The organism is Actinacidiphila sp. bgisy167 (genome assembly GCF_057707665.1).
The window spans coordinates 1-26,292 of the sequence record NZ_JBYIQP010000092.1 but is presented as its reverse complement, the minus strand read 5'-3'; the positions used below and the strand labels follow the sequence as shown (position 1 = coordinate 26,292).

Sequence of the window (26,292 nt, the reverse complement as noted above, 5' to 3'; positions counted from 1 at the left end):
GCCGTGCGCCTCAGCGACCGCGCATCGACCGGTAGGTGGCGACCAGCGCCTTCGAGGAGGCGTCCAGCCCGGCCACATCGGAACCCATCGTCAGAGCGGGCTCCACCCGCTTGGCGAGGACCTTGCCCAGCTCGACGCCCCACTGGTCGAAGGAGTCGATGTTCCAGACGGCACCCTGCACGAAGACCTTGTGCTCGTAGAGCGCCACCAGCTGACCCAGGACGGACGGGGTCAGCTCCTTGGCGAGGATGGCCGTCGTGGGGTGGTTTCCGCGGAAGGTGCGGTGCGGGACCTGCTCCTCCGGCACACCCTCGGCGCGGACTTCCTCACTGGTCTTGCCGAAGGCCAGGGCCTGCGTCTGGGCGAAGAAGTTGGCCATCAGCAGGTCGTGCTGGGCGGCGAAGGCCGCCTCCAGCTCGTTGACCGGGTTGGCGAAGCCGATGAAGTCCGCCGGAATGAACTTCGTTCCCTGGTGCAGCAGTTGGTAGTAGGCGTGCTGTCCGTTGGTGCCGGGCGTGCCCCACACCACCGGGCCGGTCTGCCAGTCGACGGGCTGTCCGTCGCGGTCCACGTACTTGCCGTTGGACTCCATGTCGAGCTGCTGCAGGTAGGCCGTGAACTTCGACAGGTAGTGGCTGTACGGCAGCACCGCATGCGCCTGCGCGTCGAAGAACTGGCCGTACCACACGCCCAGCAGACCCATCAGCAGCGGCGCGTTGGCCTCCGCGGGAGCCGTGCGGAAGTGCTCGTCGACCAGGTGGAAGCCGGCGAGCATCTCCCGGAACTGCCCCTCGCCGATGGCGATCATCAGCGAGAGCCCGATCGCGGACGGGTAGGAGTAGCGGCCGCCGACCCAGTCCCAGAACTCGAACATGTTGTCGGTGTCGATGCCGAACTTGGCGACCTCGGCCGCGTTCGTGGACACCGCGACGAAGTGGAAGCGCACCGCGTTCTCGTCGTCGCCGAGCCCGTCGAGCAGCCACTCACGCGCCGACGTGGCGTTGGTGATGGTCTCGATGGTGGTGAACGTCTTGGAGGCGACGATGAACAGCGTCTCGGCGGGGTCCAGGCCGTGCAGCGCCTCGTGGAGGTCGGCACCGTCCACATTGGAGACGAAGCGGAAGGTCAGGTCGCGGTCGGTGTAGGGGCGCAGCACCTCGTAGGCCATCGCCGGGCCCAGGTCGGAACCACCGATGCCGATGTTCACCACGTTCTTGATGCGGCGTCCGGTCGAGCCGACCCACTTGCCCGTGCGAACGGAGTGCGCGAAGCTCCCCATCCGGGTGAGCACATGGTGGACCCCGGGCACCACGTTGACGCCGTCGACGGTGACGTCGGTCGACTGCGGAGCGCGCAGCGCCGTGTGCAGCACAGCGCGGTCCTCGGTGACGTTGATCTTCTCGCCGCGGAACATGGCGTCGCGCAGCGCGGCGACACCGGTGGACGCCGCCAGGTCGCGGAGCAGACGCAGCGTCTCGTCGGTCACCAGGTGCTTGGAGTAGTCCAGATGGAGATCGCCGACCTGCACGGTGTAGCGCCGGGCGCGGTCGGGGTCGGCGTCGAACAGCTCCCGCAGGTGGGTCGCGCCCAGCTCCTCGCGGTGCTCGGCGAGCGCGTGCCACTCCGGCCGCTGGTCGAGACGGATTCGGTCCTGCGTATGGGTATCGGACATCAGTCCACTTCTCCTCGTCCTCCTGCTGCAGGTCCAAACTAGTTGATTACGCGCACGCCGTTGTCTCACGTCCGCCGTCTGGCGTGGTGACGATCGGGCGAAGAACGGGCAACGCGCAGCCCACCAGAGCGGCCGCGAGCAGCAGTGGGGCGTTGGGGCCGAGTATCTGGGCCACGGCGCCTCCCAGCAGGGCGCCGAGCGGGGCGCCCGCGACCCCCAGCGTGCGCATCGCGGAGCTCACCCGGCCCAGCAACTTCTCGGGCGTGCGCTGCTGCATCAGGGTGGTCTCGTTGGTGTTCCAGACCGTGCCGAGGGCCCCGAAGACGGCCAGGGCGGCCGCGGTCACCGTCAGGGAGCGCACGGTGCCGGCCAGGACCAGGCAGCCGGCCTGGAGGGCGAGCCCGGGCGCGAGGCTCCCGGTGCGGCCCCCCATCAGCGCGGAGATCCGCCCCGCGGCCGCTCCCCCGGCCACGCTGCCCGCACCGTACGCGAACAGCACGACGGCGTATCCCGTGTGTCCCGCGTGGAGCCAGCCGGTGACCTGCAGGACGAGGGTCGCCACCAGGGCCCCGATGCCCACGTTGACCACGGTGTTGGCCGCGCACAGCGCCCGCAGCACCCGGTCCCGCCACAACACGCGTATCCCCTCGGCGATGTCCTGCCGCAGGGTACGGCCCGCCGCCCGCGCGTCCCTTTCGGGGGCGGCGGGCCGCAGCGAGGCCACGAGCACGGCCGCGACCGCGTAGGTCAGGGCGTCCACCCAGAACGGCAGCGCGGCCGTGGTGCCGAACAGCACCGGCACCATCGGCGCGGCGAGGAAACCGTGAGCGCGCCCCGCACGGCGTCCACCGCCCACATGGCGCGGCGCTGGTCCACTCGGTCGGCGACCGCCCCGCCGAGCAACCCGAAGAGAATCCAGGGCAGGTAACCGGCCGCGGTGACCAGCGAGACCAACAGCGGTGAGTCCGTCAGGCCCACCGCGAGCAGGGGCAGCGCCGCCGCTCTCAGCCCGTCACCGAAACGCGAGACCGCCGCGGCCGTCCACAACCGCCCGAACCCGCCCCGCCACCCGGGCGCGCACTCTGTGCCCTGCGCGATGCCGACACTCATGGAACCCCCGCTCACCGATCCTCACCCTTGGGCACAGACCGTAGCGGGGGCCACTGACAATGCCGTGTCCTGCCAGGTCAGAAGCCTCCGCGGTGCAGTCGCTCACCGTAGTGGCGCTCGAGGACGAGGTTGCGCTCAAAGCCGCCGGGCACGTTGGCCGAGACGTAGACCGGGGCCTGGTGGCCCTCGGCGGTCATCAGACCGACGGCCTCGGCGACCGCCATCTGCACGAGCAGGGCCGAGGTGATCGTGGAGATCCCGCAGAGCGAACCGCCGTCGGGGAGCGGGAGCAGCGCGTCGCCGGTCGGCGCACCGTTGTCCAGGACGACGTCGGCGAGAGCCGCCAGGCGCTTGCCGCTGGCGTGCCGCGCCGGGACGGACCAGGTGTGCTTGAGCGAGGTGAGTGCGATCAGCGGGTGACCCGCCTCCTTCACATGGAGGGCGAAGTCCACGATCGAGTTGTTGACGCCGGAGTTGGAGATCACCACGAAGACGTCGCGCGGGTGCGGGCCGGCCAGTTCGTACAGACGCTTGCCGAGCCCCGGCGACCGTTCCAGCAGGGGGTCGGAGAGCACTGAGACGTCGTCACCGCCCCGGATCACCAGGTCGGACAGCCCGATGCGGTTGGTGGGGATCAGCCCGCCGGCACGCCCGGCGATCTCCAGCGCCGTCGCCTGCGAGTGGCCGGTTCCGAAGGCCTGGACGACGCCGTCCGCGGCGACACAGTCGGCCAGCACCCGGGCGGCGGCGGCCACGGAGTCCTTGTTTGCGGCGACCACGCGGTCGATGACCGTCCTCGCCTCGTCGGCGAAGCGCGCAGCGGTGATCGTCACGTCGTCGGCTGCCATGGCCGGTCCCCCTGAGTCCAGTGATCCGGTGGGTGCTCCCCGGAAACGATGGACGAGAGGTCTAGTCCACGTCAATCCCCCCCTGTGGGGATGTTCCTACGGGCCGTCCGAACCGTCCACGGTGGGACTCCGCTCACCGCCCGCTCAACCGCAGCCGGGCCAGAGCCAGCGCGCCCGCGCCGCCGTCGCGCACCGTCAGGACGTCGAGTCCCATCTCCTCGGCGCGGGCCACGACGCGGCCGAGCAACGGCCCCGCAGGCCCCAGCAGCCCACCGGTGACGACCAGGGGTTCGCCCGGGCGCGGGCCCAGCGCGGCGACCGTGGCGGCGAGTTGGTCGGCGGCGTCATCCAGCAGGGCTACGGCGACCTCGTCGCCGTCCCGGTCCGCCGCGACGGCGAGCGGACTCAACCGGGCCAGTCGCACCGGGGGTTCGGCGTACACCAGCGGCACCAGGCGGTTGCGCAGCACAAGGCACTCGTGCCCGCCTGGGCGCTCCTGCGCCAGGTACGGACCACCGGGAGCGCCCAGGTAGTGGGAGAGCACGGCCTCGACCAGGATCGTCCACGGCCCTCGGCCGTCCAGCGCGCGCAGGGCGGCGCGCATGACCTCGCGACCCAGCCAGAAGCCGCTGCCCTCGTCACCGACCAGCCATCCGTTGCCGTCCGCGACGAGGGTCTGGCTGCGCTTCTCGATCCGCGCGGCCACGGCTCCGGTGCCGGCGACCAGGGCCAGTCCGTCGGCCGGCGTTCCGGGCGCGGAGGCGAAGGCCACTTCGATGTCGCCGCAGACGGTCACCTCACGCGTGTGGATGCCATGACTCTCGAGCGCCGCCCGCAGACAGGATGCGGCCAGTTCGTGCCCCGTCTCGGGACCGGTGCCGAGCGCCGCGCCGGCGAACCCGCCCACGACGCTCACGACCTCGTCTCTGCGGGCCTCCGGGACCGCACCGCGGATGGCGTCCGCGAGATGCTGCGTCAGCGCCACGCGTTCGACGGACATCGCGTTGCCCGGACCGCCCACGCCCTCGCCGACCACCGCGCCGTCGGGCGCCGCCTCGGCCAGATAGGCGCGCGTCCGGGTTCCGCCCGCATCGATACCGATCACCAGAGACACGACTGGGAGTATACGGACCGGTTACACAGCGGCAGGACGTGACGGGCCCGGTCCGCGAAAGAAGGGTCTTCCTCGCGGGCCGGGCCCGTGGAGCTTCAGCCGGTACGGCTCAGATCTCGCCGCGCAGCTTGGCCAGCGCCTCGGCGAGGATCGCCTCGCCATCGGCAGCGCTGCGCCGCTCCCGCACATACGCCAGGTGCGTCTTGTACGGCTCGGTGCGCGGCGGCGCCGGCGGGTTCTCCTCGTCCTGACCGGCCGGGAAGCCGCAGCGCGGGCAGTCCCAGGTCTCCGGGATCTGCGCGTCACTCGCGAAACTCGGCCGGGTCTCGTGCCCGTTGGAGCACCAGAAGGAGATGCGAAGCCGCGGCGCGGACTCGCCCCGCTCGGCCTCACCCATCGGCCCCGCCCCGACCCGACTACCACGGATCGCGTTGCCACTTGCCACGGTCGTAACTCCCTGCGTGATGGTGCTGCGAGGTCGCCCAGTTTACGGAGACCGGTTCACCCCGCGCCTGCGGGGAAAGGGCACCGTATCCCATGACGCCCTCCCATGATAAGTCGCGCCGACGACGAGGCGTCAGTTCTCCCTGGAAGCGGGAGACTCGGTCACTTCTGGAACTTCAACACAAGCCCGAGGACGACAATGCAGGCAAACCACAGCAGACCGATCACAACGGTGATCCGGTCGAGGTTGCGTTCCGCCACCGAGGAACCGCCGACGGACGACTGCATGCCGCCGCCGAACATGTCGGACAGACCGCCGCCCTTGCCCTTGTGCATCAGCACGAGCAGCAACAGCAGCAGGCTGAAGATGATGAGGGCGATGGAAAACCCGATGACCACAGCTGGACCAACTCTCTCGGTGACCTAGGACGACGCGGGGGCCGGGCCGCTGCTGCGCAGCGCTCCGACCCCCGACAGGGTACTTCGGGCAGGGCCCGACAGCCTACTGCCGCGAACCTTACTGATCGCGGAAGCGGATGATCTTGACGAACTCCTCCGCGTCCAGCGCCGCACCGCCGACCAGGGCACCGTCGACGTCGGGCTGCGCCATGATCGCCGCGATGTTTCCGGCCTTGACCGAACCGCCGTACTGGATGCGGATCGTGTCCGCCGCCTCCTGGTCGTACAGCTCGGCCAGACGGCCGCGGATCGCCCCGCAGACCTCCTGGGCGTTCTCGGGGGTCGCGACCTCGCCGGTGCCGATGGCCCACACCGGCTCGTAGGCGATGACCAGGGTCGCGGCCTGCTCGGCCGGGATGTCCTCGAGGGCGCCGTCGACCTGCGCGAGGGTGAAGGCCACCTGCTCGCCGGCCTTGCGGACGTCCAGGCCCTCGCCGACGCAGACAATCGGCGTCAGCTCGTGCCGGAACGCCGCCTTGACCTTGGCGTTCACCTGCTCGTCGGTCTCGTTGTGGTACTGGCGGCGCTCCGAGTGGCCGATGACCACGTAGGAGCACTTGAGCTTGGCCAGCATCGAGCCCGAGATCTCACCGGTGTAGGCGCCGGAGTCGTGCGCCGACAGGTCCTGGGCACCGTACTTGATCTTCAGCTTGTCGGCCTCGATCAGCGTCTGCACCCCCCGGAGGTCGGTGAAGGGAGGCAGCACGACGGCCTCGACGGCGTCGAAGTCCTTGTCGTTGAGCGCGAAGGCGAGCTTCTGGACGTGGGCGATGGCCTCGAGGTGGTTGAGGTTCATCTTCCAGTTGCCCGCCATGATCGGCGTGCGCGTGGTCATCGGGTCAGTCCTCCAGTGCGGCGAGGCCGGGGAGCGTCTTGCCCTCGAGGTACTCGAGGCTCGCGCCGCCGCCGGTCGAGATGTGGCCGAAAGCGGTCTCGTCGAAGCCCAGGATGCGGACGGCCGCGGCCGAGTCGCCGCCGCCGACGACGGTGAAGGCCGGACTGTCGACCAGGGCCTGGGCGATCGCGCGGGTGCCCTCGGCGTAGTCGGGGTGCTCGAAGACGCCCATCGGGCCGTTCCAGAAGACGGTGGCCGCGTCGGCGAGCTTCGAGGCGAAGAGCTTGCGGGACTCCGGACCGATGTCCAGGCCCTCCAGGTCGGCGGGGATGGCGTCGGCGCCGACGGCCACCGGGTTGGTGTCGACCGGGTTCCTCAGGTCCGGGAAGTCCGGGGAGGCGACGACGTCCACGGGCAGCACGAACTCCACGCCCCTGGCCTTCGCGCGCTCCAGGTACTCCGTGACCGCGGGGATCTGGTCCTCCTGCAGCAGGCTCTTGCCTACCTCGTGGCCCTGGGCCTTGAGGAAGGTGTAGGCCATGCCGCCGCCGATCAGGATCCGGTCGGCGCGCTCCAGCAGGTGGTCGATGACGCCCAGCTTGTCGGAGACCTTGGCGCCGCCCAGCACCACCGCGTACGGACGGGACACGTCCTCGGTGAGCTTCCTCAGTACGGCGACCTCGGTGGCGATCAGCAGCCCCGCGGCGTGCGGCAGCCGGGCCGGCAGGTCGTAGACGGAGGCGTGCTTGCGGTGCACCGCGCCGAAACCGTCACCCACGTACAGCTCGGCGAGCGCGGCCAGCTGCTCGGCGAAGGCGCCGCGCTCGGTGTCGTCCTTGCTGGTCTCGCCCGGGTTGAAGCGCAGGTTCTCCAGCAGCGCCACCGAGCCGTCGGTGAGGGCGTCCACCGTCGCGCGGGCGCTCTCGCCGACCGTGTCGGTCGCGAAGGCCACCTGCGCGCCGAGGAGCTCGCCCAGGCGCGCCGCGACGGGAGCGAGCGAGAACTGCGGGTCGGGCGCGCCCTTGGGGCGGCCCAGGTGGGAGGCGACGATCACCTTGGCGCCGGCTTCGGCCAGCTTGGCGATGGTCGGCACGACGGCCCGGATGCGGCCGTCGTCGGTGATGGTGGTGCCGGACAGCGGCACGTTGAGGTCGGCACGCACGAACACGCGCTTGCCGCCGACCCCCTCGTCGACGAGTTCGTCGATCGTCTTCATGGTGGAGGCTCCCCTGCCTTGGTCCTGACTGGTCGGATCGCCCGTACCGCCACGGTCATGGGACAGGGCCCGGACGACGGCACGTCGTTCGGACCCTGTCCTCATCGCATGACGGGCGGTCGAGCGGGTGTCAGAGCTGGCCGCCGACGAACACGGTCAGGTCGACGAGACGGTTGGAGTAGCCCCACTCGTTGTCGTACCAGCCGATGACCTTGACCTGCTTGCCCTGCGCCATCGTCAGCGAGGAGTCGAAGGTGCAGGAGGCCGGCCAGTTGACGATGTCCGAGGAGACGATCGGGTCCTCGGTGTACTCCAGGATGCCCTTGAGCTGGCCCTCGGCGGCCTTCTGGAAGGCGGCGTTGACCTCGTCCTTGGTGACCTCGCGCTCGAGCTCGATGACCAGGTCGGTCACGGAGCCGGTGGGGACCGGGACGCGCATGGCGATGCCGTCCAGCTTGCCCTTCAGCTGCGGCAGCACCAGGGCGGTGGCCTTCGCGGCGCCGGTCGAGGTCGGGATGATGTTCTCGGCGGCGGCACGGGCGCGGCGCAGGTCCTTGTGCGGGAAGTCCAGGATGCGCTGGTCGTTGGTGTACGCGTGCACGGTGGTCATCAGACCCTTGACGATGCCGAAGTTCTCGTCGAGAACCTTGGCCATCGGCGCCACGCAGTTGGTGGTGCAGGACGCGTTCGAGATGATGTTGTGCGTCGCCGGGTCGTACTTCTCGTGGTTGACGCCCATCACGATGGTGATGTCCTCGTCCGAGGCCGGCGCCGAGATGATGACCTTCTTGGCGCCGCCGTCGAGGTGCTTCTTGGCGTCGGCGGCCTTGGTGAAGATGCCGGTGGACTCGATCACGATGTCGACGCCGAGCTCGCCCCACGGGATGTCGGCGGGGTTGCGCTCGGAGAGCACCTTGATGGTGTGGCCGTCGACGGTGATGGAGTCGGCGGTGTGCGAGACCTCGGCCTTGAGGCGGCCCAGGATCGTGTCGTACTTGAGCAGGTGGGCGGTGGTCGCCGTGTCACCCAGGTCGTTGACAGCCACGATCTCGATGTCCGCACCCTGGTCCAGGGCGGCACGGAAGAAGTTGCGACCGATGCGACCAAAGCCGTTGATGCCTACGCGGATCGTCACGAACCGATCTCCTCGCTGATGTGCCCGAAGCCGTTTCGCTCCGGCTGCGACGTATTGGGATGTCCCCGACCAAGGACGACCCTACCTCCCCGGGCACCCGCCGGTGACATCGACGCCACGGGTGCCCGCCGTACGGACCGGTAACCGGCCCGGGGCGGGCGGGCCGCGACGGGCTCAGCCCACCATTTCCTCGGTCAGGTTGGACTCGGTGCCCGGGATGCCGAGGTCCGAGGCGCGCTTGTCGGCCATCGCCAGCAGGCGGCGGATCCGGCCCGCCACCGCGTCCTTGGTGAGCGGCGGTTCGGCGAGCGAGCCGAGCTCCTCGAGCGACGCCTGCTTGTGGTCCATGCGCAGCCGGCCGGCCGCCGCGAGGTGCTCGGGCACGTCGTCCCCGAGGATCTCCAGGGCCCGCTGCACTCGCGCGCCCGCGGCGACCGCGGCGCGGGCCGAACGGCGCAGGTTGGCGTCGTCGAAGTTGGCGAGCCGGTTGGCGGTGGCGCGCACCTCACGCCGCATCCGCCGCTCCTCCCATGCCAGCACCGACTCGTGGGCGCCGAGCCGCGTCAACAACGCGCCGATGGCATCACCGTCACGGACGACCACGCGGTCGACGTTGCGGACCTCGCGCGCCTTGGCCGCGATCTGCAGCCGGCGGGCGGCGCCGACCAGGGCGAGCGCCGCCTCGGGTCCGGGGCAGGTGACCTCCAGGGACGAGGAGCGACCGGGCTCGGTGAGCGAGCCGTGGGCCAGGAAGGCGCCGCGCCAGGCGGCCTCGGCGTCGCAGGTGGCCCCGGACACGACCTGCGGGGGCAGCCCCCGGATGGGACGGCCCCGGCCGTCCACCAGACCGGTCTGGCGGGCCAACTGGTCACCGCCGGCGACCACCCGCACCACGTACCGGCTGCCGCGGCGCAGCCCGCCCGGCGCCATGACCACCAGGTCGGAGGAGTGCCCGAAGATCTCCAGGATGTCCTTGCGCAGCCTGCGCGCGGCGATGCCGGTGTCCAGCTCCGCCTCGATCACGATCCGTCCGCTGACCAGGTGCAGTCCACCCGCGAACCTCAGGATCGCCGAGACCTCCGCCTTCCGGCAGCAGGTCCGGGTGACGGGAAGCCGGGAGATCTCGTCCTTCACCGCTGCCGTCATCGCCATGGGCCGATCCTTCCATGCATACGAAAAATCCGGTCGTACGCGGCCGCCAGCAGTTCCGGATCGTGCCGCGGCCCGTCGGGGGCGGCGACCCGGGCCAGCTCCACCGTGCCCGACAACCGCTCGGCTGCCTGTATGAGGCTGTCGCGGTCGAGTACGGCGGCCTCGTCGGCCAGCACCACGTCGATGGTGAGTTTAGGGGCGTGTCGGGCCAAAACCTCCAAGTGACGCTGCGGAGAAAAGCCCTCGGTCTCACCCGGTTGCGGCGCGAGGTTCAGGGCGAGCACCTTGCGGGCCCTGGTCTCCATGAGCGCGGACACCAGATCGGGCACCAGCAGGTGGGGCATCACGGAGGAGAACCACGAACCGGGGCCGAGCACCACCCAGTCCGCGTCGAGCACCGCCTGGACGGCTTCGGGGACGGCCGGCGGGTCGTGCGGCACCAGTTGCACCTCCTGCACTTCGCCGGGGGTGAGGGCGACGGTGGCCTGGCCGTGCACGGTCGTGACCTCGTCCGGCCTCGCGGGGTCGTGGCCGCGCACCGTGGCCGTGAGCTCCAGCGGCACCGCCGACATGGGCAGCACCCGGCCGTGGGCGCCGAGCAGCCGGCCCACCCACTCCAGGGCCGCCACCGGGTCCCCGAGTTGCTCCCACAGCGCCACGATCAGCAGGTTGCCCACGGCGTGGCCGTGCAGTTCGCCCTGGCTGACGAAACGGTGCTGGACGACCTGGGACCAGGTCCGGCCCCACTCGTCGTCGCCGCACAGCGCGGCCAGCGCCTTGCGCAGGTCGCCGGGCGGCAGCACGCCCATCTCCTGGCGGAGGCGGCCGCTGGAGCCGCCGTCGTCGGCGACCGTGACCACGGCGGTCAGGTCCTGGGTGATGCGGCGCAGCGCCGAGAGAGAGGCGGACAGTCCATGTCCGCCTCCCAATGCCACGACTTTGGGCGTCGCCCCGCTGCGTCCTGCCGACCGGCGAAAGCGCCGAGTCGTCCTGATCACTCGCGCCCCATGTCCCGGTGGACGACCACCGTCTCCACCCCGTCGCCGGACAGCCGGGCGGCCAGGCGCTCGGACATGGCCACGCTGCGGTGCTTGCCACCGGTGCAGCCGACCGCGATGGTCACGTAGCGCTTGCCCTCGCGGCGGTAGCCGGCGTTGACGATGTGCAGCAACTCCGCGTAGCGGTCCAGGAACTCCTTGGCGCCAGGCTGGTTGAAGACGTAGGTGGCGACCTCGTCGTTGAGACCGGTGTACGGGCGCAGCTCCGGCACCCAGTGCGGGTTGGGCAGGAAACGGCAGTCCGCGACCAGGTCGGCGTCGACGGGAAGGCCGTACTTGAAGCCGAAGGACATGACGGTGGCCCGCAGCTCCGGCTCCTCCTCGCCGGCGAACTGGGCGTCCATCTTGGCCCGCAGCTCGTGGACGTTGAGGCTGGAGGTGTCGATCACCAGGTCGGCGTCGCCGCGCAGCTCGCTCAGCAGCTCCCGCTCCTTGGCGATGCCGTCGACGATGCGCCCGTCGCCCTGCAACGGGTGCGGGCGGCGCACCGATTCGAAGCGCCGCACCAGCGTCTCGTCGGACGCCTCCAGGAAGAGCACCCGGCGCTTGACCCCCTTGGTGTCCAGATCCGCGAGGGACTCGCGGAGGTTGTCGAAGAAGCGCCGGCCGCGGACGTCCACGACCACCGCGATCCGCGCCACGTTGCCCTGGGAACGGGCGCCGAGGTCGACCATGGTGGGGATGAGGGCCGGCGGGAGGTTGTCCACGACGAACCAGCCGAGGTCCTCCAGGCACTTGGCCGCGTGGCTGCGCCCGGCACCGGACATGCCTGAGATGATCACGAGTTCGGGGATGGCCTCGGCGGCCTCGCCCGCTCCTCCGGTCGTCACCTGTGCTCCGTCTCCGTCGTTCGCATGCATCAGTCGTGCCCCCGTTCCATGAGGACGGTCACCGGACCGGCCGTCCCCTCTTCCTCGATGATCTCTCCTGTGGCGGTGTTCACCGCCGGTCCGGCAGGGGCGGCCCCGGCCAGCGCGGCAAGCACGGCCTCGGCGGTGCGCGGCCCGACCCCCGGGACCTCGCAGATCTGCTCGACCGTCGCCTGCCGCAGCCGCTTGAGCGAGCCGAAGTGCTTGAGCAGTGCCTGGCGGCGGCTCTCGCCGAGGCCCGGCACCGAGTCCAGGGCACCGGCCCTCATGGATGTGGAGCGCTTGGTGCGCTGGTAGGCGATGGCGAAGCGGTGGGCCTCGTCACGCACCCGCTGCAGCAGATACAGGCCCTCGCTGGTGCGGGGCAGGATGACCGGGTCGTCCTCACCGGGCAGCCAGACCTCCTCCAGGCGCTTGGCCAGGCCGCACACGGCCACGTCCTCCACGCCGAGCTCCTCCAGGGCCCGCTGGGCGGCGGCGACCTGCGGCTGCCCGCCGTCGACGACGACCAACTGCGGCGGATAGGCGAACTTGCGCGGCCGGCCCGTGTCCGGGTCGACGGGTCCGCCGGCGGCCTCCGCGTCGCCTCCCGCGTCCCCGCCGGCACCAGTGGCGCCCGAACCGCCGTCGCCGTCGACCCACTCGCCCGTCTTCTGCTTCTCCAGCAGGTAGCGGCGGAAGCGCCGGGAGACCACCTCGTGCATCGACCGGACGTCGTCCTGGCCGGCGAAGCCCTTGATCTGGAAGCGGCGGTACTCGCTCTTGCGGGCCAGCCCGTCCTCGAAGACCACCATCGAGGCCACGACGTCGTCACCCTGGAGATGGGAGATGTCGAAGCACTCGATGCGCAGCGGCGCCGAGTCCAGGTCCAGCGCCTCGGCGATCTCCTCCAGCGCGCGAGAGCGCGTGGTGAGGTCGGACGCCCGCCGGGTCTTGTGCAGCGCCAGAGCCTGCTGCGCGTTGCGCTGCACGGTGGCCATCAGGTCCTTCTTGTCGCCGCGCTGCGGTATCCGCAGGCTGACCTGTGAGCCTCGGCGCTCGGTGAGCCACTGCTGCACCGGCTCGCAGGGCTCGGGCAGCGCGGGCACCAGCACCTCCTTGGGCACCCCTTCGCCCTGCTCCTCGCCGTACAGCTGCTGCAGGGCGTGCTCGACCAACTCGGCGGTGCCGACCTCCTCGACCCGGTCGGTCACCCAGCCGCGCTGGCCGCGTACCCGGCCGCCGCGGACGTGGAAGATCTGGACTGCGGCCTCCAGCTCGTCCTCGGCGACGGCGATCAGGTCGGCGTCTGTGGCGTCGGCGAGGACGACCGCGTTCTTCTCCATGGCGCGTTTGAGCGCCTCGATGTCGTCGCGGAGCCGCGCGGCCCGCTCGTACTCCATCGCGGCGGCAGCGTCCCGCATCTGCTGTTCCAGGCGGCGCAGATAGGTGCCCGTCCGACCGGCCATGAAGTCGCAGAACTCCTCGGCCAGTTCGCGGTGCTCCGCGGCGCTGACCCGGGCGACGCAGGGGGCCGAGCACTTGCCGATGTAACCCAGGAGGCAGGGGCGGCCGATCTGCGCGGAGCGCTTGAACACCCCTGCGGAGCAGGTGCGCACGGGGAAGACCCGCAGCAGCAGGTCCACCGTCTCGCGGATCGCCCAGGCGTGCGCGTACGGGCCGAAGTAGCGCACGCCCTTGCGCTTGGGGCCGCGCATCACCTGGACGCGGGGGAACTCCTCGTTGAGGGTGACGGCGAGCGAGGGGTAGCTCTTGTCGTCGCGGTACTTCACATTGAAGCGCGGGTCGTACTCCTTGATCCAGGAGTACTCCAGCTGCAGCGCCTCGACCTCCGTGGTCACCACCGTCCACTCCACGGAGGCGGCGGTGGTGACCATGGTGCGGATGCGCTGGTGCAGGTTCGCGAGGTCCTGGAAGTACGAGGAGAGCCTCTGGCGCAGGCTCTTCGCCTTCCCGACGTAGATCACCCGGCCGTGCTGGTCCCGGAACTTGTACACCCCGGGGGAGTCCGGAATCTGTCCCGGCTTGGGGCGGTAGCTGGAGGGATCGGCCATGTCCCCACCCTACTGATTGACGGTGACATTCCCGTCGTCTCAGGCCCCGGCCACGGCGATGAGCTTGCCGTCCTTGACCTGGACGTCGAGCGTGGTCAGCGGCTTCGTCGCGGGGCCGGTGCGGACCGCGCCGGTGGCCGCGTCGAAGACGCTGCCGTGGCAGGGGCAGGACAGGGCGGTGCCCTCCACCGTGTCGCAGGTGCAGCCCTGGTGGGTGCACACGGCGCTGAAGGCCCGGTAACTGCCCTGCGTGGGCTGCGCCACGACGATCCTGGCCTCGCGGTAGAGCTTGGCCCCGCCGACCGGGACCTCGGTGGCGGCGCCCAGCTCCACGGGGCCGTCGGGGACCGCCGAGCCGGGACCCGTGCAGGCCGTCAGGCCGACCCCCGCGACGCCGGCGAGGGCCGCGCCCTTCAGAACGGTTCGGCGGCAGGGGGGCAGGACGGGGGTGTCGGCCATGGGTACTCCGCTTCGGCACATAAGAGAAGAGCTTGAAAGCTGTACTTTACGTGCCGAAGCCGAGGCGATTGTCAGGGCTTCGCCGCCGCCTTCTTTCGCGGGGCTGCCCGCTTCTTGGCCGGGGGCGGCGGAGCGTCGGAGATCCGCTCGGCGCCCAGGATGTCCCTGAGGAACTTGCCGGTGTGGCTCGCGCCCACTCCCGCGACCTGCTCCGGGGTGCCCTCGGCGATCACCAGACCACCGCCGCTGCCGCCCTCGGGGCCCATGTCGATGACCCAGTCCGCGGTCTTGATCACATCCAGGTTGTGCTCGATGACGATCACGGTGTTGCCCTTCTCGACCAGCCCGGAGAGCACCTTGATCAGCTTGCTGATGTCCTCGAAGTGCAGACCCGTGGTGGGCTCGTCCAGCACGTAGACCGTGCGGCCGGTCGAACGCTTCTGCAGTTCGGAGGCGAGTTTCACACGCTGGGCCTCGCCACCGGACAGGGTCGTGGCGGACTGCCCCAGCCGGACGTAACCCAGCCCGACCTCGGTGAGGGTGCGCAGATGCCGGGCGATCGTCGGCACGGCCTCGAAGAAGTCCAGTGCCTCGGAGATCGGCATGTCCAGGACCTCGGCGATGGACTTGCCCTTGTAGTGGACCTCCAGGGTCTCCCGGTTGTACCGGGCGCCATGGCAGACCTCGCACGGCACATAGACGTCCGGGAGGAAGTTCATCTCGATCTTGATCGTGCCGTCGCCTGAGCAGTTCTCACAGCGGCCGCCCTTGACGTTGAAGGAGAAGCGGCCCGGCAGATAGCCGCGCACCTTCGCCTCCATCGTCTCGGCGAAGAGCCTGCGCACGTGGTCGAACACACCGGTGTACGTGGCCGGGTTGGAACGCGGGGTGCGGCCGATCGGCGACTGGTCGACATGGACGACCTTGTCGACCAGGTCGTCACCGGCGACACGGGTGTGCCGGCCCGGGACGCCCCGGGCGCCGTTCAGCTCACGGGCCAGGTGGGTGTAGAGGATGTCGTTGACCAGGGTCGACTTCCCGGAGCCGGAGACGCCGGTAACCGCCGTGAAGACACCCAGCGGGAAGGACACGTCGATGTCCCGCAGATTGTTCTCCCGGGCACCGTGCACGGTCAGCCGGCGCTCCCCGTCGACCGGGCGCCGCGTCTGCGGGATCGGGATCTGCCGCTTGCCCGCCAGGTACTGGCCGGTCAGCGACTCCTTGTTGCGCAGCAGCTCCTTGAGCGAACCGCTGTGCACCACCTTGCCACCGTGCTCACCCGCACCCGGGCCGATGTCCACCACCCAGTCGGAGGTCTTGATGGTGTCCTCGTCGTGCTCCACCACGATCAGGGTGTTGCCGAGGTCGCGCAGCCGCACCAGGGTCTCGATGAGCCGGTGGTTGTCCCTCTGGTGCAGGCCGATCGACGGCTCGTCCAGCACATAGAGCACGCCCACCAGGCCTGAGCCGATCTGCGTCGCCAGCCGGATGCGCTGGGCCTCACCGCCGGAGAGGGTACCGGCCGCCCGGTTGAGCGACAGGTAGTCCAGACCGACGTCGACCAGGAAGCGCAGCCGCTCGTTGACCTCCTTGAGCACCCGTTCGGCGATGGTCTTCTCGCGGGCGCTCAGCTTCATGCCGCGCAGGAACTCCGCGCAGTCACTGATGGACATCGCTGCGACCTCGGCGATGGACTTGCCCTGGACGGTGACCGCCAGCACGATCGGCTTGAGGCGGGTGCCCTCACAGGTGGGGCAGGGCACCTCGCGCATGTACCCCTCGAAGCGCTCCCGGCTCGAGTCGCTCTCGGACTCCGCGTGCCGGCGCCGCACGAAGGGGATCGCCCCCTCGAAGGAGGTGGTGTAGGAGCGCTCGCGCCCGTAGCGGTTGCGGTAGCGCACCGCGATCTGCGTCTTGTGGCCGTTGAGGAGTGCCTTCTTCGCACGCTGCGGCAGCCCCGCCCAGGGGATGTCGGTACGGAAGCCCAGCTCGTCGGCGAGCGCGCCGACCAGGCGCTGGAAGTAGTCCCGTGTGTGACCGAGCGACCAGGGTGCGATGGCGCCCTCGTCGAGGGACTTGTCCTCGTCCGGGACGATGAGCTCCGGGTCGACCTCCATGCGGGTACCGATGCCGGTGCACTCGGGGCAGGCGCCGAAAGGCGAGTTGAAGGAGAAGGAGCGCGGCTCCATCTCTTCGAAGGACAGGTCGTCATAGGCGCAGTAGAGGTGCTCGGAGAACATCCGCTCGCGCTGCGGGTCGTCCTCGGGGAGGTCGACGAAGTCCAGGATCACCATGCCGCCGGACAGGCCCAGGGCGGTCTCGACCGAGTCGGTCAGCCGGCGCTTGGCGCTCTCCTTGACGGTGAGGCGGTCGACGACCACCTCGATGGTGTGCTTCTCCTGCTTCTTGAGCTTCGGCGGGTCGGTCAGCTGGATGGTCGCACCGTCCACCCGGGCCCGGCTGTAGCCCTTGGTCTGCAGGTCGAAGAAGAGGTCGACGAACTCGCCCTTGCGCTCGCGCACCAGCGGCGACAGCACCTGGAAGCGGGAGCCCTCCTCCAGTTCGAGTACCCGGTCCACGATCGCCTGGGGCGACTGCCGGGAGATCGGCCGGCCGCATTCGGGGCAGTGCGGCTTGCCGATGCGAGCGAAGAGCAGGCGGAGGTAGTCGTAGACCTCGGTGATCGTGCCGACCGTCGAGCGCGGGTTGCGCGAGGTGGACTTCTGGTCGATCGAGACCGCCGGCGACAGGCCCTCGATGAAGTCGACGTCCGGCTTGTCCATCTGGCCCAGGAACTGCCGGGCGTAGGAAGAGAGCGACTCCACGTAGCGACGCTGGCCCTCGGCGAAGATCGTGTCGAACGCCAGGGAGGACTTGCCCGACCCCGAGAGGCCGGTGAACACGATGAGCGAGTCCCGTGGCAGGTCGAGCGAGACATTCTTCAGATTGTGCTCGCGAGCGCCACGGACGGTGAGACGATCGGCCACGCCAGTGCGCACCTTTCAAAAGACAGACAAGGGGACAGCACCCCCAGACAGCCTAAACGGGGCGCCAACGAGTTTTCTTCCGGTCGAGATGACAGCGAGCCTATAGCACGCACATTCGATTTCAGGCATCGGTGCGGTAGCTTCACCCGAACGAGTGGCCGCGCGGTCGTCCTCACAGTGGGGACGCCGCCAGGACCGAACACCCGGCCCCGGAAGTCTGTCCAACGACCCGATCCCGTCCGCGATGCGGCCGAGCTCCGTGCGGCCACCGGACGGCTGATCGAGACCGTTGCCGCCATGCCCCCTCGTCCGCCGCCGGGCCCTCGCTCCTCCCGGGCTGGTCGCGCGGCCATGTGATGTCCCACCTCGCGCGCAAACGCCGACCCGCGGGTCACCTCATGACCTGGGCCCGCACCGGCGAGGAGACCCCGCAGTGCGGGTCGGCGGCAGCCGCGGCAAGGACAGCGAGAAGGGCGCCGGCCGCACGCTCGCCGGGCACCTCGGCGACCTGCGGCACTCGGCCGACCGGCTGTCCCCGGCCATCGAGGGGCTGCCGCCGCGGAAGTGGGCGGCACAGGTCGTCATGCGCTCCGGGCGGGTGATCGCCGCGGCGGGGATCCCGCGCCTGCGGCTCATGGAGGTCTCCTCCCCCACGTCGACCTCCGTCTGGAGTCCACCTTCGCGCACCTCCCCGAGGACTCCGCGGCCCGGGAGCTCCGCGCCGTCATCGCCCTCCGGCCACCAGGGGGTCGCCGCCGTCCGCGTCCGCGACACCGACAACGGCGAGAAGTGGTCGATCGGCGCCGCCGCCGATCCCGGACTCACCGTCGTCGGCCCCCCGGCACGCGCTGCTCGCCCGGGTCAGCGGCCGCTCCGGCTGCGAGGGTCTGAGCGTGCGGCCGGAGCGGCCCCCGCCGGTGCTGCCGCCACTAGCTAGGCTGACGGCATGACGTACAGCGGCGAAGTCAGGGTCGGGGGCGCGCCCGACGTGCACGAACTGAAGGACCTCATCATCACCAAGGTCGCGGTCGGCCCCATGGACAACAACGCGTATCTGCTGCGCTGCCGCTCCACCGACGAGCAGTTGCTCATCGACGCGGCGAACGACGCGCACACGCTCCTCGAGGTCGTCGGCGGCGACGGTCTCGCGTCCGTGGTGACCACGCACCGGCACGCCGACCACTGGCAGGCGCTGCAAGCGGTGGTCGACGCCACTCGCGCCCGCACCTACGCGGGCCGCCACGACGCCGAGGGGATCCCCGTCCCCACGGACGTGCCGGTCGAGGACGGTGACCGGATCCGCGTCGGCCGGGTCGAGCTCACCGCCCGGCACCTGGTCGGGCACACACCCGGCAGCATCGTCCTCGTCTACGACGACCCCCACGGTCACCCGCACGTCTTCACCGGTGACTGCCTGTTCCCGGGCGGCGTGGGGAACACGCACAGCAACCCGGACCACTTCACCAGCCTCTTCGAGGGCGTCAAGGCCAAGCTCTTCGACCGCCTGCCCGACGAGACCTGGGTCTATCCCGGTCACGGCAGGGACACCACGCTCGGCGACGAGCGCCCCCACCTCGACGAATGGCGCGAGCGGGGCTGGTAGCAAGCCTGCGGCGGCGCCCGCCGGGGCGCCGCCGCAGACCGGGGCGTCACCGCGGCCGGATCCGACGCAGGGGTGCCGCGGCGGGCTGCCGAGCACCCCTGCCGGGCACGAGGCCCCCGGGGTCAGACGTCGATGTGCTCCTCGTCGCGCCCCTCCACGGCCGCCTGCTTCCGCGACGCCATGAGGCTGGTCACCGTGGTGACAGCAAGGACCGCCACGATGAAGCCGAGGGAGAACGGGATGCTGATCTCGGGGACGTGCACCCCCGACTCGTGCAGGGCGTGCAGCACGAGCTTCACCCCGATGAAGCCGAGGATGACCGACAGCCCGTAGGAGAGGTGGACGAGCTTTTTCAGCAGACCGCCGATCAGGAAGTACAGCTGACGCAGGCCCATCAGGGCGAAGGCGTTTGCGGTGAAGACGATGTACGGGTCCTGGGTGAGGCCGAAGATCGCCGGGATGGAATCGAGGGCGAACAGCACGTCGGTGGTGCCGATCGCCAGCATGACCACCAGCATCGGGGTCATGACCCGCTTGCCGTTCTGCTGGATGAAGAGCTTGGTGCCGTGGTAGCGGTCGGCGACGCCGAAGCGGCGTTCGGCGGCCTTGAGCAGCCTGTTCTCCTCGAACTCCTCGTCGTGCTCCTCGGCGCGGGCCTCCTGGATCAGCTTCCACGCGGTCCAGATGAGGAAGGCGCCGAAGATGTAGAACACCCAGGAGAAGCTGGCGATGATGGCGGCGCCGGCGGCGATGAAGATCGCGCGCAGGACCAGCGCGATGAGGACGCCGAAGAGCAGGACGCGCTGCTGGTACTGGGTCGGCACCGCGAACTTCGCCATGATCAGGACGAACACGAAGAGGTTGTCGACACTGAGCGACTTCTCTGTGATGTAGCCCGCGAAGAACTCGCCCGCGGGCCCGCCGCCGGCGAAAAGCAGCAGGCCGACGCCGAACAGGGCGGCCAGGACGATCCAGACGATCGTCCAGGTGCCGGCTTCCTTGACCGACACCTCGTGGGGCTTGCGCCCGATGAAGAAGTCGGCGGCGATAAGGGCGCACAGACCGGCGATGGTCAGCACCCACAGGGTGAGGGACACGTCCACGCAATTCCTCCGGCAGATGGGCTGGCGATTGTCAGCGTTGTCGCTGCCGGAGGTCTCTTCCACCCGGGCCAGTGGGCCGGGCCGGTGTCCCGGGGCCGTTCGGCCCGTGCTGGCGGGATGCACCGCATGCAGGGAGTACTCCCCTCCGCGTAAAGGACACTACATGAAATCCCAAGGAAAGGTAAAGAGAGTAAAGTCACGGTCAACCGGATAGCTGGAGCGCGCCCCCGACCGGCCTGCGGGGCGGCCGGTCCGGGCCGGGTCACGGGCGACCCGGGTCATAGGTGCGGCGCGCCGCCGCCACCTGGCGCAGCACCTGGAGGAGGACCGCGCTGCCGGGCGGGGCGAGCAGCGGTTCGTACGTCCAGGCGTGGCCGACCCAGGGGTCCGCGAGGTGATCGTCGGCCTCCGGGGTCAACCGCATCATCGAGCGCCACAACGGGTCGAGGAGCGGCCCGTACTCGCGAGCGTCCCCGCGGTCGGCGACCAGAAGGAGATGGACGCCGACCTGCGGACCCTCGTCGGCGAGATAGCGCAGTCGGTTGATCGTCCGGTCGTCGAACCCCTGCGGGAAGTCGTTGACGACCAGCACCTGGCGCGCCGGGTCCCCGCTCGGGGGCACCCCGGCGGGCGCGCCGGCACGCAGCGCCATCTGAGCCAGGTCGACCTGCCGGGTGAGGCGGGCGAGCACCGCCGCCACGCCGCCGGCTCCCGCGGCAGGCGGTTCGTGCAGCGCGTCGGAGTCCGTGAACGGGGCCAGCGCGGCAGCGGCAGAACCCACCGGATCGACGACCTGGACGGCGCACTCCCCGGCCGGGTAGGAGGCGAGCAGGCGTGCGGCGAGCGCCACGGCCACCTCCACCGCCCGGCGGCGGTCCTGGGCGCTGTCCACCCACAGACCCCGCTCCAGGGGCAGCCGTACCAGCAGGGGGACGCGCAGTTCGGGTCGCTCCGGCAGGTGGAGGTCGCCGAGCCGGACAGCCATGGGCGGGTCGGCCGGGACGCGGTAGCCGTGCCAGACCGGGCTCTCCCAGCCCGCGTAGGGCGGCGGCAGTGCGGGCTCGACGACCTCGGCCTCGGCGGTCAGCTGGTCCAGGTCGCGGTCGAGCACAGCACGGGCCCGGTCCACCAGCTCGGCTTGGCGGGCCCTGGCCTGGTCGCGGGCGGCGTCGGCGGCGGGACCGACGCGGGTGCGCGGGTCGGCGAGGAGGGTGTCCAGTTCCTGGTCGAGACGGGACTCGGCGAAAGCGACGGCGCTGCGGTAGGCGGCCACTGTGCGGGCCAGGTCCTCGAACATGCCCCAGATCTGGTTGTGGAGCCGTTCCTCCATGCTCCGGCCGGCGGCGTCACCGGCGACGGGCGCGTACGCCGAGGCCGTCGCGGGCCCAGGCCGGACGGCTTCCGTGGGAACGGAAGGCGAGGTCGACGGCGGGGGCAGTGGCGGTGCCGAGGCGGCCGGTTGCGGCGAGGTGGGCGCCGCGGGCGCAGACCGGACGGCGTCCGCGAGCCGGGCGGCCACGGCGTCCGCGTCGGGACGGTTCAGCCCGTGGTCGCGCAGCAGCTCGGCGATTCCGCCCGCGTAGCCCTGGCCGAGCGCCCGTACCTTCCAGGCGCCCCGGCGTCGATAGAACTCCAGGGCGACGATCGCCGCCTCGCTGCTCAGGCCAGTGACGGTGAAGCTCACGAACGGCGCCCCGCCGGAATCTGCGACGGTCAGGTGCGGGGCGGGGCAGGCCCCGAAACGCGTCGGCGCTGCCGCGCCCGGCGGCAGCGCCAGCAGGATGTGCACGCGGTCCACGTCCGCCGGGACGGCCGCCAGGTCCGCGGTGACGCGTTGCTCGGCGGCGAGGAGCGCGGGCGCCTCGATCCCGGGCAGTCGCGGCGCCCCGGGGTGGGCGACGGAGCCGGGGCCGCTCACCCGCCCCTGCCCGTCGCCCAGCGAGACACCGGCCAGCACCGGGGTGCCGGCCGGCACCCGCACGTCCAGTGAGGTGCCGGGAAGCGGATGGTTCTGCCCGTGGACCAGTTCGATCATCGTGCCCACCCCCCCGTGGACGGTCAGAGCGCCGGCACGATGGCCGGCATGAGGTCCTGGAAGGTACGGCCGTTGGCCGGGGAGCCGATCGCGGTCATGGACCAGCCGTCGCCACTGCGCTGCACCTTCGCCATGATCTGCGCCGTGTAGTTGCCGCCCCCGGTCAGGGTGTAGCGCGCCAGCTCCTGGCCGTTGGTCTCGTCGACCAGGCGGCAGAAGGCGTTCTGCACCTCCTGGAAGGTCTGCCCGGTGAAGGAGTTGACGGTGAAGACGATCTGGTCGACATGCACCGGCACCCGCTGCAGGTCGACCAGGATCGCCTCGTCGTCACCGCCCTGTCCGGCACCGCCGACGAGGTTGTCGCCGGTGTGCCGGACCGAGCCGTCGTCGCTGACGAGGTGCTGGAAGAACACGACGTCCACGGGCTGCTTGCCGGCGAAAAGCACCGCGGAGGCGTCGAGGTCGATCTCCCGGGTGCGGGAACCGAACAGACCGCGACGCGGGGCGGCCTGCCAGCCGAGTCCCATGCGAACCGCTGTGAGGCTTCCCCCGTCCGACTTCTGCAGGCTGATCTTCTGGCCCTTGGTCATGTTGACCGTCACGCGCTGTCCCCTCTCGACCGTTCTGCCGACGTGCGGTTGCGTCGCACCCTAGGGGAGACGCGCCGGTAGGTCACCGTGGTTCGGCAGACTTCAGGGCAGCCGCTGCGGTCAGGCCACGCCGGCCTCCCTCATCTGCCGCAGCTCCTTCTTCAGTTCGCCCACCTCGTCGCGCAGCCGGGCCGCGACCTCGAACTGCAGGTCCGCGGCGGCGGCGTGCATCTGCTCGGTCAGCTCGGCGATCAGGTCGGCCAGTTCGGCGGCGGGCAGGCTCTTGGCCTCCCGCTTCTCGCCCGCCTTGGCGGACAGCCCCGGCACCGGAGCCTTGCCGCGCGAACGCTGGCGGCCCGAACCCAGCAGCTCCTCGGTGTCGGCGTCCTCACGGGCGAAGGAGTCCAGGATGCCCGCGATCTTCTTCCGCAACGGCTGCGGGTCGATGCCCCGCTCCTCGTTGTAGGCGATCTGCTTGGCCCGGCGCCGGTTGGTCTCCTCGATGGCCTTCTCCATCGCCGGGGTGATCTTGTCCGCGTACATGTGGACCTGACCGGATACGTTGCGCGCCGCGCGGCCGATGGTCTGGATCAGGGAGGTGCCGGAGCGCAGGAAGCCCTCCTTGTCGGCGTCGAGGATGGCCACCAGCGACACCTCGGGCAGGTCCAGGCCCTCGCGGAGCAGGTTGATGCCGACCAGTACGTCGTACTCGCCGGCCCGCAGCTCGCGCAGCAGCTCCACCCGGCGCAGGGTGTCGATGTCGCTGTGCAGATACCGCACCTGGATGCCGAGTTCCAGCATGTAGTCGGTGAGGTCCTCGGCCATCTTCTTGGTGAGCGTGGTGACCAGGACCCGTTCGTCGCGCTCGGCGCGCAGCCGGATCTCGTGGACGAGGTCGTCGATCTGCCCCTTGGTGGGCTTGACGATCACCTCGGGGTCCACCAGGCCGGTCGGGCGGATGATCTGCTCGACCACACCGTCGCCGCGGGAGAGCTCGTACGAGCCGGGGGTCGCGGACAGATAGACCGTCTGGCCGACCCGCTCCAGGAACTCCTCCCACTTCAGCGGGCGGTTGTCGAGGGCGGAGGGCAGCCGGAAGCCGTGGTCGACCAGGGTGCGCTTGCGCGAGGCGTCGCCCTCGTACATGGCGCCGATCTGGGGCACGGTGACGTGCGACTCGTCGATGACGAGCACGAAGTCCTCGGGGAAGTAGTCGATCAGCGTGGACGGGGCGGAGCCCGCCTCACGGCCGTCGATGTGCCGCGAGTAGTTCTCGATGCCGGAGCAGGTGCCGATCTGCCGCATCATCTCGATGTCGTACGTGGTGCGCATCCGCAGGCGCTGCGCCTCCAGCAGCTTGCCCTGCTTCTCCATGACCGCGAGCTGCTCGCCCAGCTCCTTCTCGATGCCGGCGATGGCCCGCTCCATGCGCTCCGGGCCGGCGACGTAGTGGGTCGCGGGGAAGACGTAGAGCTGCTGGTCGTCGGTGATGATCTCGCCGGTGAGCGGGTGCAGCGTGTACAGGGCCTCGATCTCGTCGCCGAACATCTCGATGCGGACGGCGAGCTCCTCGTAGACCGGGAAGATCTCGATGGTGTCGCCGCGCACCCGGAAGGTGCCGCGGGTGAACGCGACGTCGTTGCGCGCGTACTGGATGTCGACGAACTTGCGCAGCAGGGCGTCACGGTCGATCTCGTCGCCGACCCTGAGCCGGACCATGCGGTCGACGTACTCCTGGGGGGTGCCGAGGCCGTAGATGCAGGACACCGAGGCGACGACGACAACGTCGCGGCGGGTCAGCAGCGAGTTGGTGGTGGAGTGGCGCAGCCGCTCCACCTCCTCGTTGATCGAGGAGTCCTTCTCGATGTAGGTGTCCGTCTGCGGGACGTACGCCTCGGGCTGGTAGTAGTCGTAGTACGACACGAAGTACTCGACCGCGTTGTTCGGCAGCAGCTCGCGGAACTCGTTCGCCAGCTGGGCGGCCAGGGTCTTGTTGGGCGCCATGACCAGGGTCGGGCGCTGCAGCCGTTCGATCATCCAGGCGGTGGTCGCCGACTTTCCGGTGCCTGTGGCGCCGAGCAGGACGACATCGTTCTCCCCCGCGCGGACGCGCCGCTCGAGGTCGTCGATGGCGGCCGGCTGGTCGCCGCTGGGCTGGTAGGGGCTGACGACCTCGAAGGGCGCCACAGTGCGTTCGATGTCTGATACGGGCCGCATGGGTCAACGGTACGACCCCCCACCGACAACCGGCTCCGACCTGCCCCGGCCGAGGGTCGCAGGGGTGCCGCGGCCGCCGTCTGGCGGCCTCCGGCCTGTGCCCGGCGGGCGGACACCCGGCGGCCACCGCGCGTGACACGGCCTCGGGCCGCCGCCGCGGACCGGGCAAGCGGGGCGGCAGACGTGCGGGCACAAGCGTGGCTCGCCACCCCCGCCTCGCGGCCGCCGAGGCGGCACGCCGTCGCGCGGACCCCGCTCATCTGGCCCCGGGCAGCGCGGTGATGCGGTCCAGGGGCCCGTACGGCCCCGCCGCCAGGGCGGCGCGCAGGGCGGCGACGACCTCGCCGGGGCTCCGGGTGAGGGCGGCGGGCGCGACTCTCAGCACACGCAGCCCCGCCGACTCCAACCGGCCGCGCCCGGTCCCCGGGCCGAGGTCGAGGACGAGGCCGTCCCGTACCCAGTAGGCGTCGGGCGAGCCGAGGAAAGCACCGTCGAACCGGAGCGTGGGACGCCACAGGGGTTGGCGCAGCCCGGCCCGCGCCACCAGGGCGCGGGCCATCGGCTCGGCGGAGGCGGCCCGCGGCCCGCAGTCCATGGCGTCCAGGAAGGCCGCCACGGTGGGGCGCCGGGCCAGCACCGCCCCGCCCAGTTCCGCGGCGAGCGCGGGGGCGGGCACCCCGAGCGTCACGACCAGTTCGCGGACCACCTCCAGGGCCCACTCGGGGTCGACGGACTCCCGCACGCCGTCAGCCGCCGCCCGCACCAACGGCGCCACGGGCACACCGGCCACGGCGTCGGGCGCAGGGAGCCCGCGGACATGGTGCACCCGCGCCCAGGTGTGGGTACGGATGCGGCGCCCGCTCGGGACGAGCACGTCCACCACCGGGAGGCCGCACGGTGGCGCGGCCACGCCGACACCGTGCAGGGCGAGCCCCGCCGCGCCGGTGATCATGGCCGGGAGCTGGGGGTGACCGGCGAAGGCCAGCGCCGCCCTGGACCGCTGCGCGGCGGTGAGCGGACCGGTCTGCAGGACGACCACCCGGGGCAGCGGGCGCTGCCACCGGCCACCGGGTCGGCACCACTCGCGCAGCCTGCTCTGCGGAACGCCCGCCGCGGCGAGCTGGGCGACGGTGGTGACCCGGTCCTGCTCGCGGGCGAGCCAGCGGACGGCGGGGGCGAAGTCGTTGCGCGTCATGCGCGCCCCATCCCCCCGTGCGGCCGGTCTCCCACCGCCTGTGACAGACCTGTCGAGAACGGCCACCCTCACGGGTGGCGCGGCGTGCGGCCGGTTGCCGCCGCGTCCCCGTCCGGGACCGGCTGTCAGTGCCCCGT

Annotated in this window: 20 protein-coding genes and 2 pseudogenes; 2 read left to right on the top strand and 20 right to left on the bottom strand. The window is 70.9% G+C overall.

Annotated elements, in window-relative coordinates:
• Positions 1-10: 10 nt before the first annotated feature.
• The 15 genes and pseudogenes from pgi to uvrA form a co-directional block, all read right to left on the bottom strand.
• On the bottom strand, positions 11-1,672 hold the full coding sequence (pgi, locus tag AC3ET4_RS26470) for a glucose-6-phosphate isomerase (protein WP_431953652.1): 1,662 nt from the start codon (positions 1,670-1,672) through the stop codon (positions 11-13).
• Between the two features lie 46 nt (positions 1,673-1,718).
• Positions 1,719-2,782 (bottom strand): annotated as a pseudogene (locus AC3ET4_RS26465) (MFS transporter).
• Between the two features lie 77 nt (positions 2,783-2,859).
• On the bottom strand, positions 2,860-3,630 hold the full coding sequence (locus AC3ET4_RS26460; RefSeq protein ID WP_431953650.1) for a sugar isomerase domain-containing protein: 771 nt from the start codon (positions 3,628-3,630) through the stop codon (positions 2,860-2,862).
• A gap of 133 nt (positions 3,631-3,763) precedes the next feature.
• Positions 3,764-4,744, bottom strand: coding sequence for an N-acetylglucosamine kinase (locus AC3ET4_RS26455; RefSeq protein WP_431953648.1), 981 nt, complete (start codon positions 4,742-4,744; stop codon positions 3,764-3,766).
• A gap of 109 nt (positions 4,745-4,853) precedes the next feature.
• On the bottom strand, positions 4,854-5,189 hold the full coding sequence (locus tag AC3ET4_RS26450) for an RNA polymerase-binding protein RbpA (protein WP_361803309.1): 336 nt from the start codon (positions 5,187-5,189) through the stop codon (positions 4,854-4,856).
• 161 nt (positions 5,190-5,350) lie between these two features.
• The gene (gene secG / locus AC3ET4_RS26445; RefSeq protein WP_431953645.1) at positions 5,351-5,587 is read right to left on the bottom strand and encodes a preprotein translocase subunit SecG; all 237 of its coding nucleotides are present in this window, start codon (positions 5,585-5,587) and stop codon (positions 5,351-5,353) included.
• 118 nt (positions 5,588-5,705) lie between these two features.
• On the bottom strand, positions 5,706-6,482 hold the full coding sequence (gene tpiA / locus AC3ET4_RS26440; RefSeq protein ID WP_431953643.1) for a triose-phosphate isomerase: 777 nt from the start codon (positions 6,480-6,482) through the stop codon (positions 5,706-5,708).
• Positions 6,483-6,486: 4 nt separating this feature from the next.
• Entirely contained in the window at positions 6,487-7,698 is a 1,212-nt protein-coding gene (locus AC3ET4_RS26435; protein WP_431953641.1) for a phosphoglycerate kinase, read from the bottom strand.
• Positions 7,699-7,828: 130 nt separating this feature from the next.
• A complete protein-coding gene (gap, locus tag AC3ET4_RS26430) occupies positions 7,829-8,833 on the bottom strand; it encodes a type I glyceraldehyde-3-phosphate dehydrogenase (RefSeq protein WP_431953639.1) in 1,005 nt (334 codons plus the stop codon).
• A 174-nt stretch (positions 8,834-9,007) separates the two neighbouring features.
• Complete coding sequence (gene whiA, locus AC3ET4_RS26425; RefSeq protein WP_319136625.1) at positions 9,008-9,985, bottom strand: DNA-binding protein WhiA; 978 nt, start codon at positions 9,983-9,985, stop codon at positions 9,008-9,010.
• A complete protein-coding gene (locus tag AC3ET4_RS26420; RefSeq protein ID WP_431953636.1) occupies positions 9,976-10,983 on the bottom strand; it encodes a gluconeogenesis factor YvcK family protein in 1,008 nt (335 codons plus the stop codon). Before AC3ET4_RS26420 ends, whiA begins: the two co-directional genes overlap by 10 nt.
• Positions 10,980-11,903, bottom strand: coding sequence for an RNase adapter RapZ (gene rapZ / locus AC3ET4_RS26415; protein WP_431953635.1), 924 nt, complete (start codon positions 11,901-11,903; stop codon positions 10,980-10,982). Before rapZ ends, AC3ET4_RS26420 begins: the two co-directional genes overlap by 4 nt.
• On the bottom strand, positions 11,903-13,966 hold the full coding sequence (uvrC, locus tag AC3ET4_RS26410; RefSeq protein ID WP_431953633.1) for an excinuclease ABC subunit UvrC: 2,064 nt from the start codon (positions 13,964-13,966) through the stop codon (positions 11,903-11,905). Before uvrC ends, rapZ begins: the two co-directional genes overlap by 1 nt.
• 39 nt (positions 13,967-14,005) lie before the next feature.
• Complete coding sequence (locus AC3ET4_RS26405) at positions 14,006-14,425, bottom strand: Rieske (2Fe-2S) protein (RefSeq protein WP_431953631.1); 420 nt, start codon at positions 14,423-14,425, stop codon at positions 14,006-14,008.
• Positions 14,426-14,496: 71 nt separating this feature from the next.
• Positions 14,497-17,412 (bottom strand): excinuclease ABC subunit UvrA, encoded by a 2,916-nt coding sequence (gene uvrA / locus AC3ET4_RS26400; protein WP_431953629.1) that lies wholly within the window; start codon positions 17,410-17,412, stop codon positions 14,497-14,499.
• A 356-nt stretch (positions 17,413-17,768) separates the two neighbouring features.
• Between uvrA and AC3ET4_RS26395 the strand changes: the two are divergent.
• Both AC3ET4_RS26395 and AC3ET4_RS26390 read left to right on the top strand, forming a co-directional pair.
• Positions 17,769-18,349, top strand: a pseudogene (locus AC3ET4_RS26395) (maleylpyruvate isomerase N-terminal domain-containing protein).
• A 9-nt stretch (positions 18,350-18,358) separates the two neighbouring features.
• Positions 18,359-19,015, top strand: a complete 657-nt coding sequence (locus tag AC3ET4_RS26390) for an MBL fold metallo-hydrolase (RefSeq protein WP_431953628.1) — start codon at positions 18,359-18,361, stop codon at positions 19,013-19,015.
• Positions 19,016-19,137: 122 nt separating this feature from the next.
• On the opposite strand, the gene AC3ET4_RS26385 is transcribed toward AC3ET4_RS26390, so the two are convergent.
• The 5 genes from AC3ET4_RS26385 to AC3ET4_RS26365 form a co-directional block, all read right to left on the bottom strand.
• Positions 19,138-20,118: a TerC family protein gene (locus tag AC3ET4_RS26385; RefSeq protein ID WP_431953626.1), complete on the bottom strand. Its 981-nt coding sequence runs from the start codon at positions 20,116-20,118 to the stop codon at positions 19,138-19,140.
• 262 nt (positions 20,119-20,380) lie between these two features.
• The gene (locus tag AC3ET4_RS26380; protein ID WP_431953624.1) at positions 20,381-22,153 is read right to left on the bottom strand and encodes a TerD family protein; all 1,773 of its coding nucleotides are present in this window, start codon (positions 22,151-22,153) and stop codon (positions 20,381-20,383) included.
• Positions 22,154-22,176: 23 nt separating this feature from the next.
• Positions 22,177-22,755, bottom strand: coding sequence for a TerD family protein (locus AC3ET4_RS26375; RefSeq protein WP_431953622.1), 579 nt, complete (start codon positions 22,753-22,755; stop codon positions 22,177-22,179).
• A gap of 108 nt (positions 22,756-22,863) precedes the next feature.
• Positions 22,864-24,960, bottom strand: a complete 2,097-nt coding sequence (gene uvrB, locus AC3ET4_RS26370; protein WP_431953620.1) for an excinuclease ABC subunit UvrB — start codon at positions 24,958-24,960, stop codon at positions 22,864-22,866.
• A gap of 256 nt (positions 24,961-25,216) precedes the next feature.
• Positions 25,217-26,155: a hypothetical protein gene (locus AC3ET4_RS26365; protein ID WP_431953618.1), complete on the bottom strand. Its 939-nt coding sequence runs from the start codon at positions 26,153-26,155 to the stop codon at positions 25,217-25,219.
• Positions 26,156-26,292: the final 137 nt, after the last annotated feature.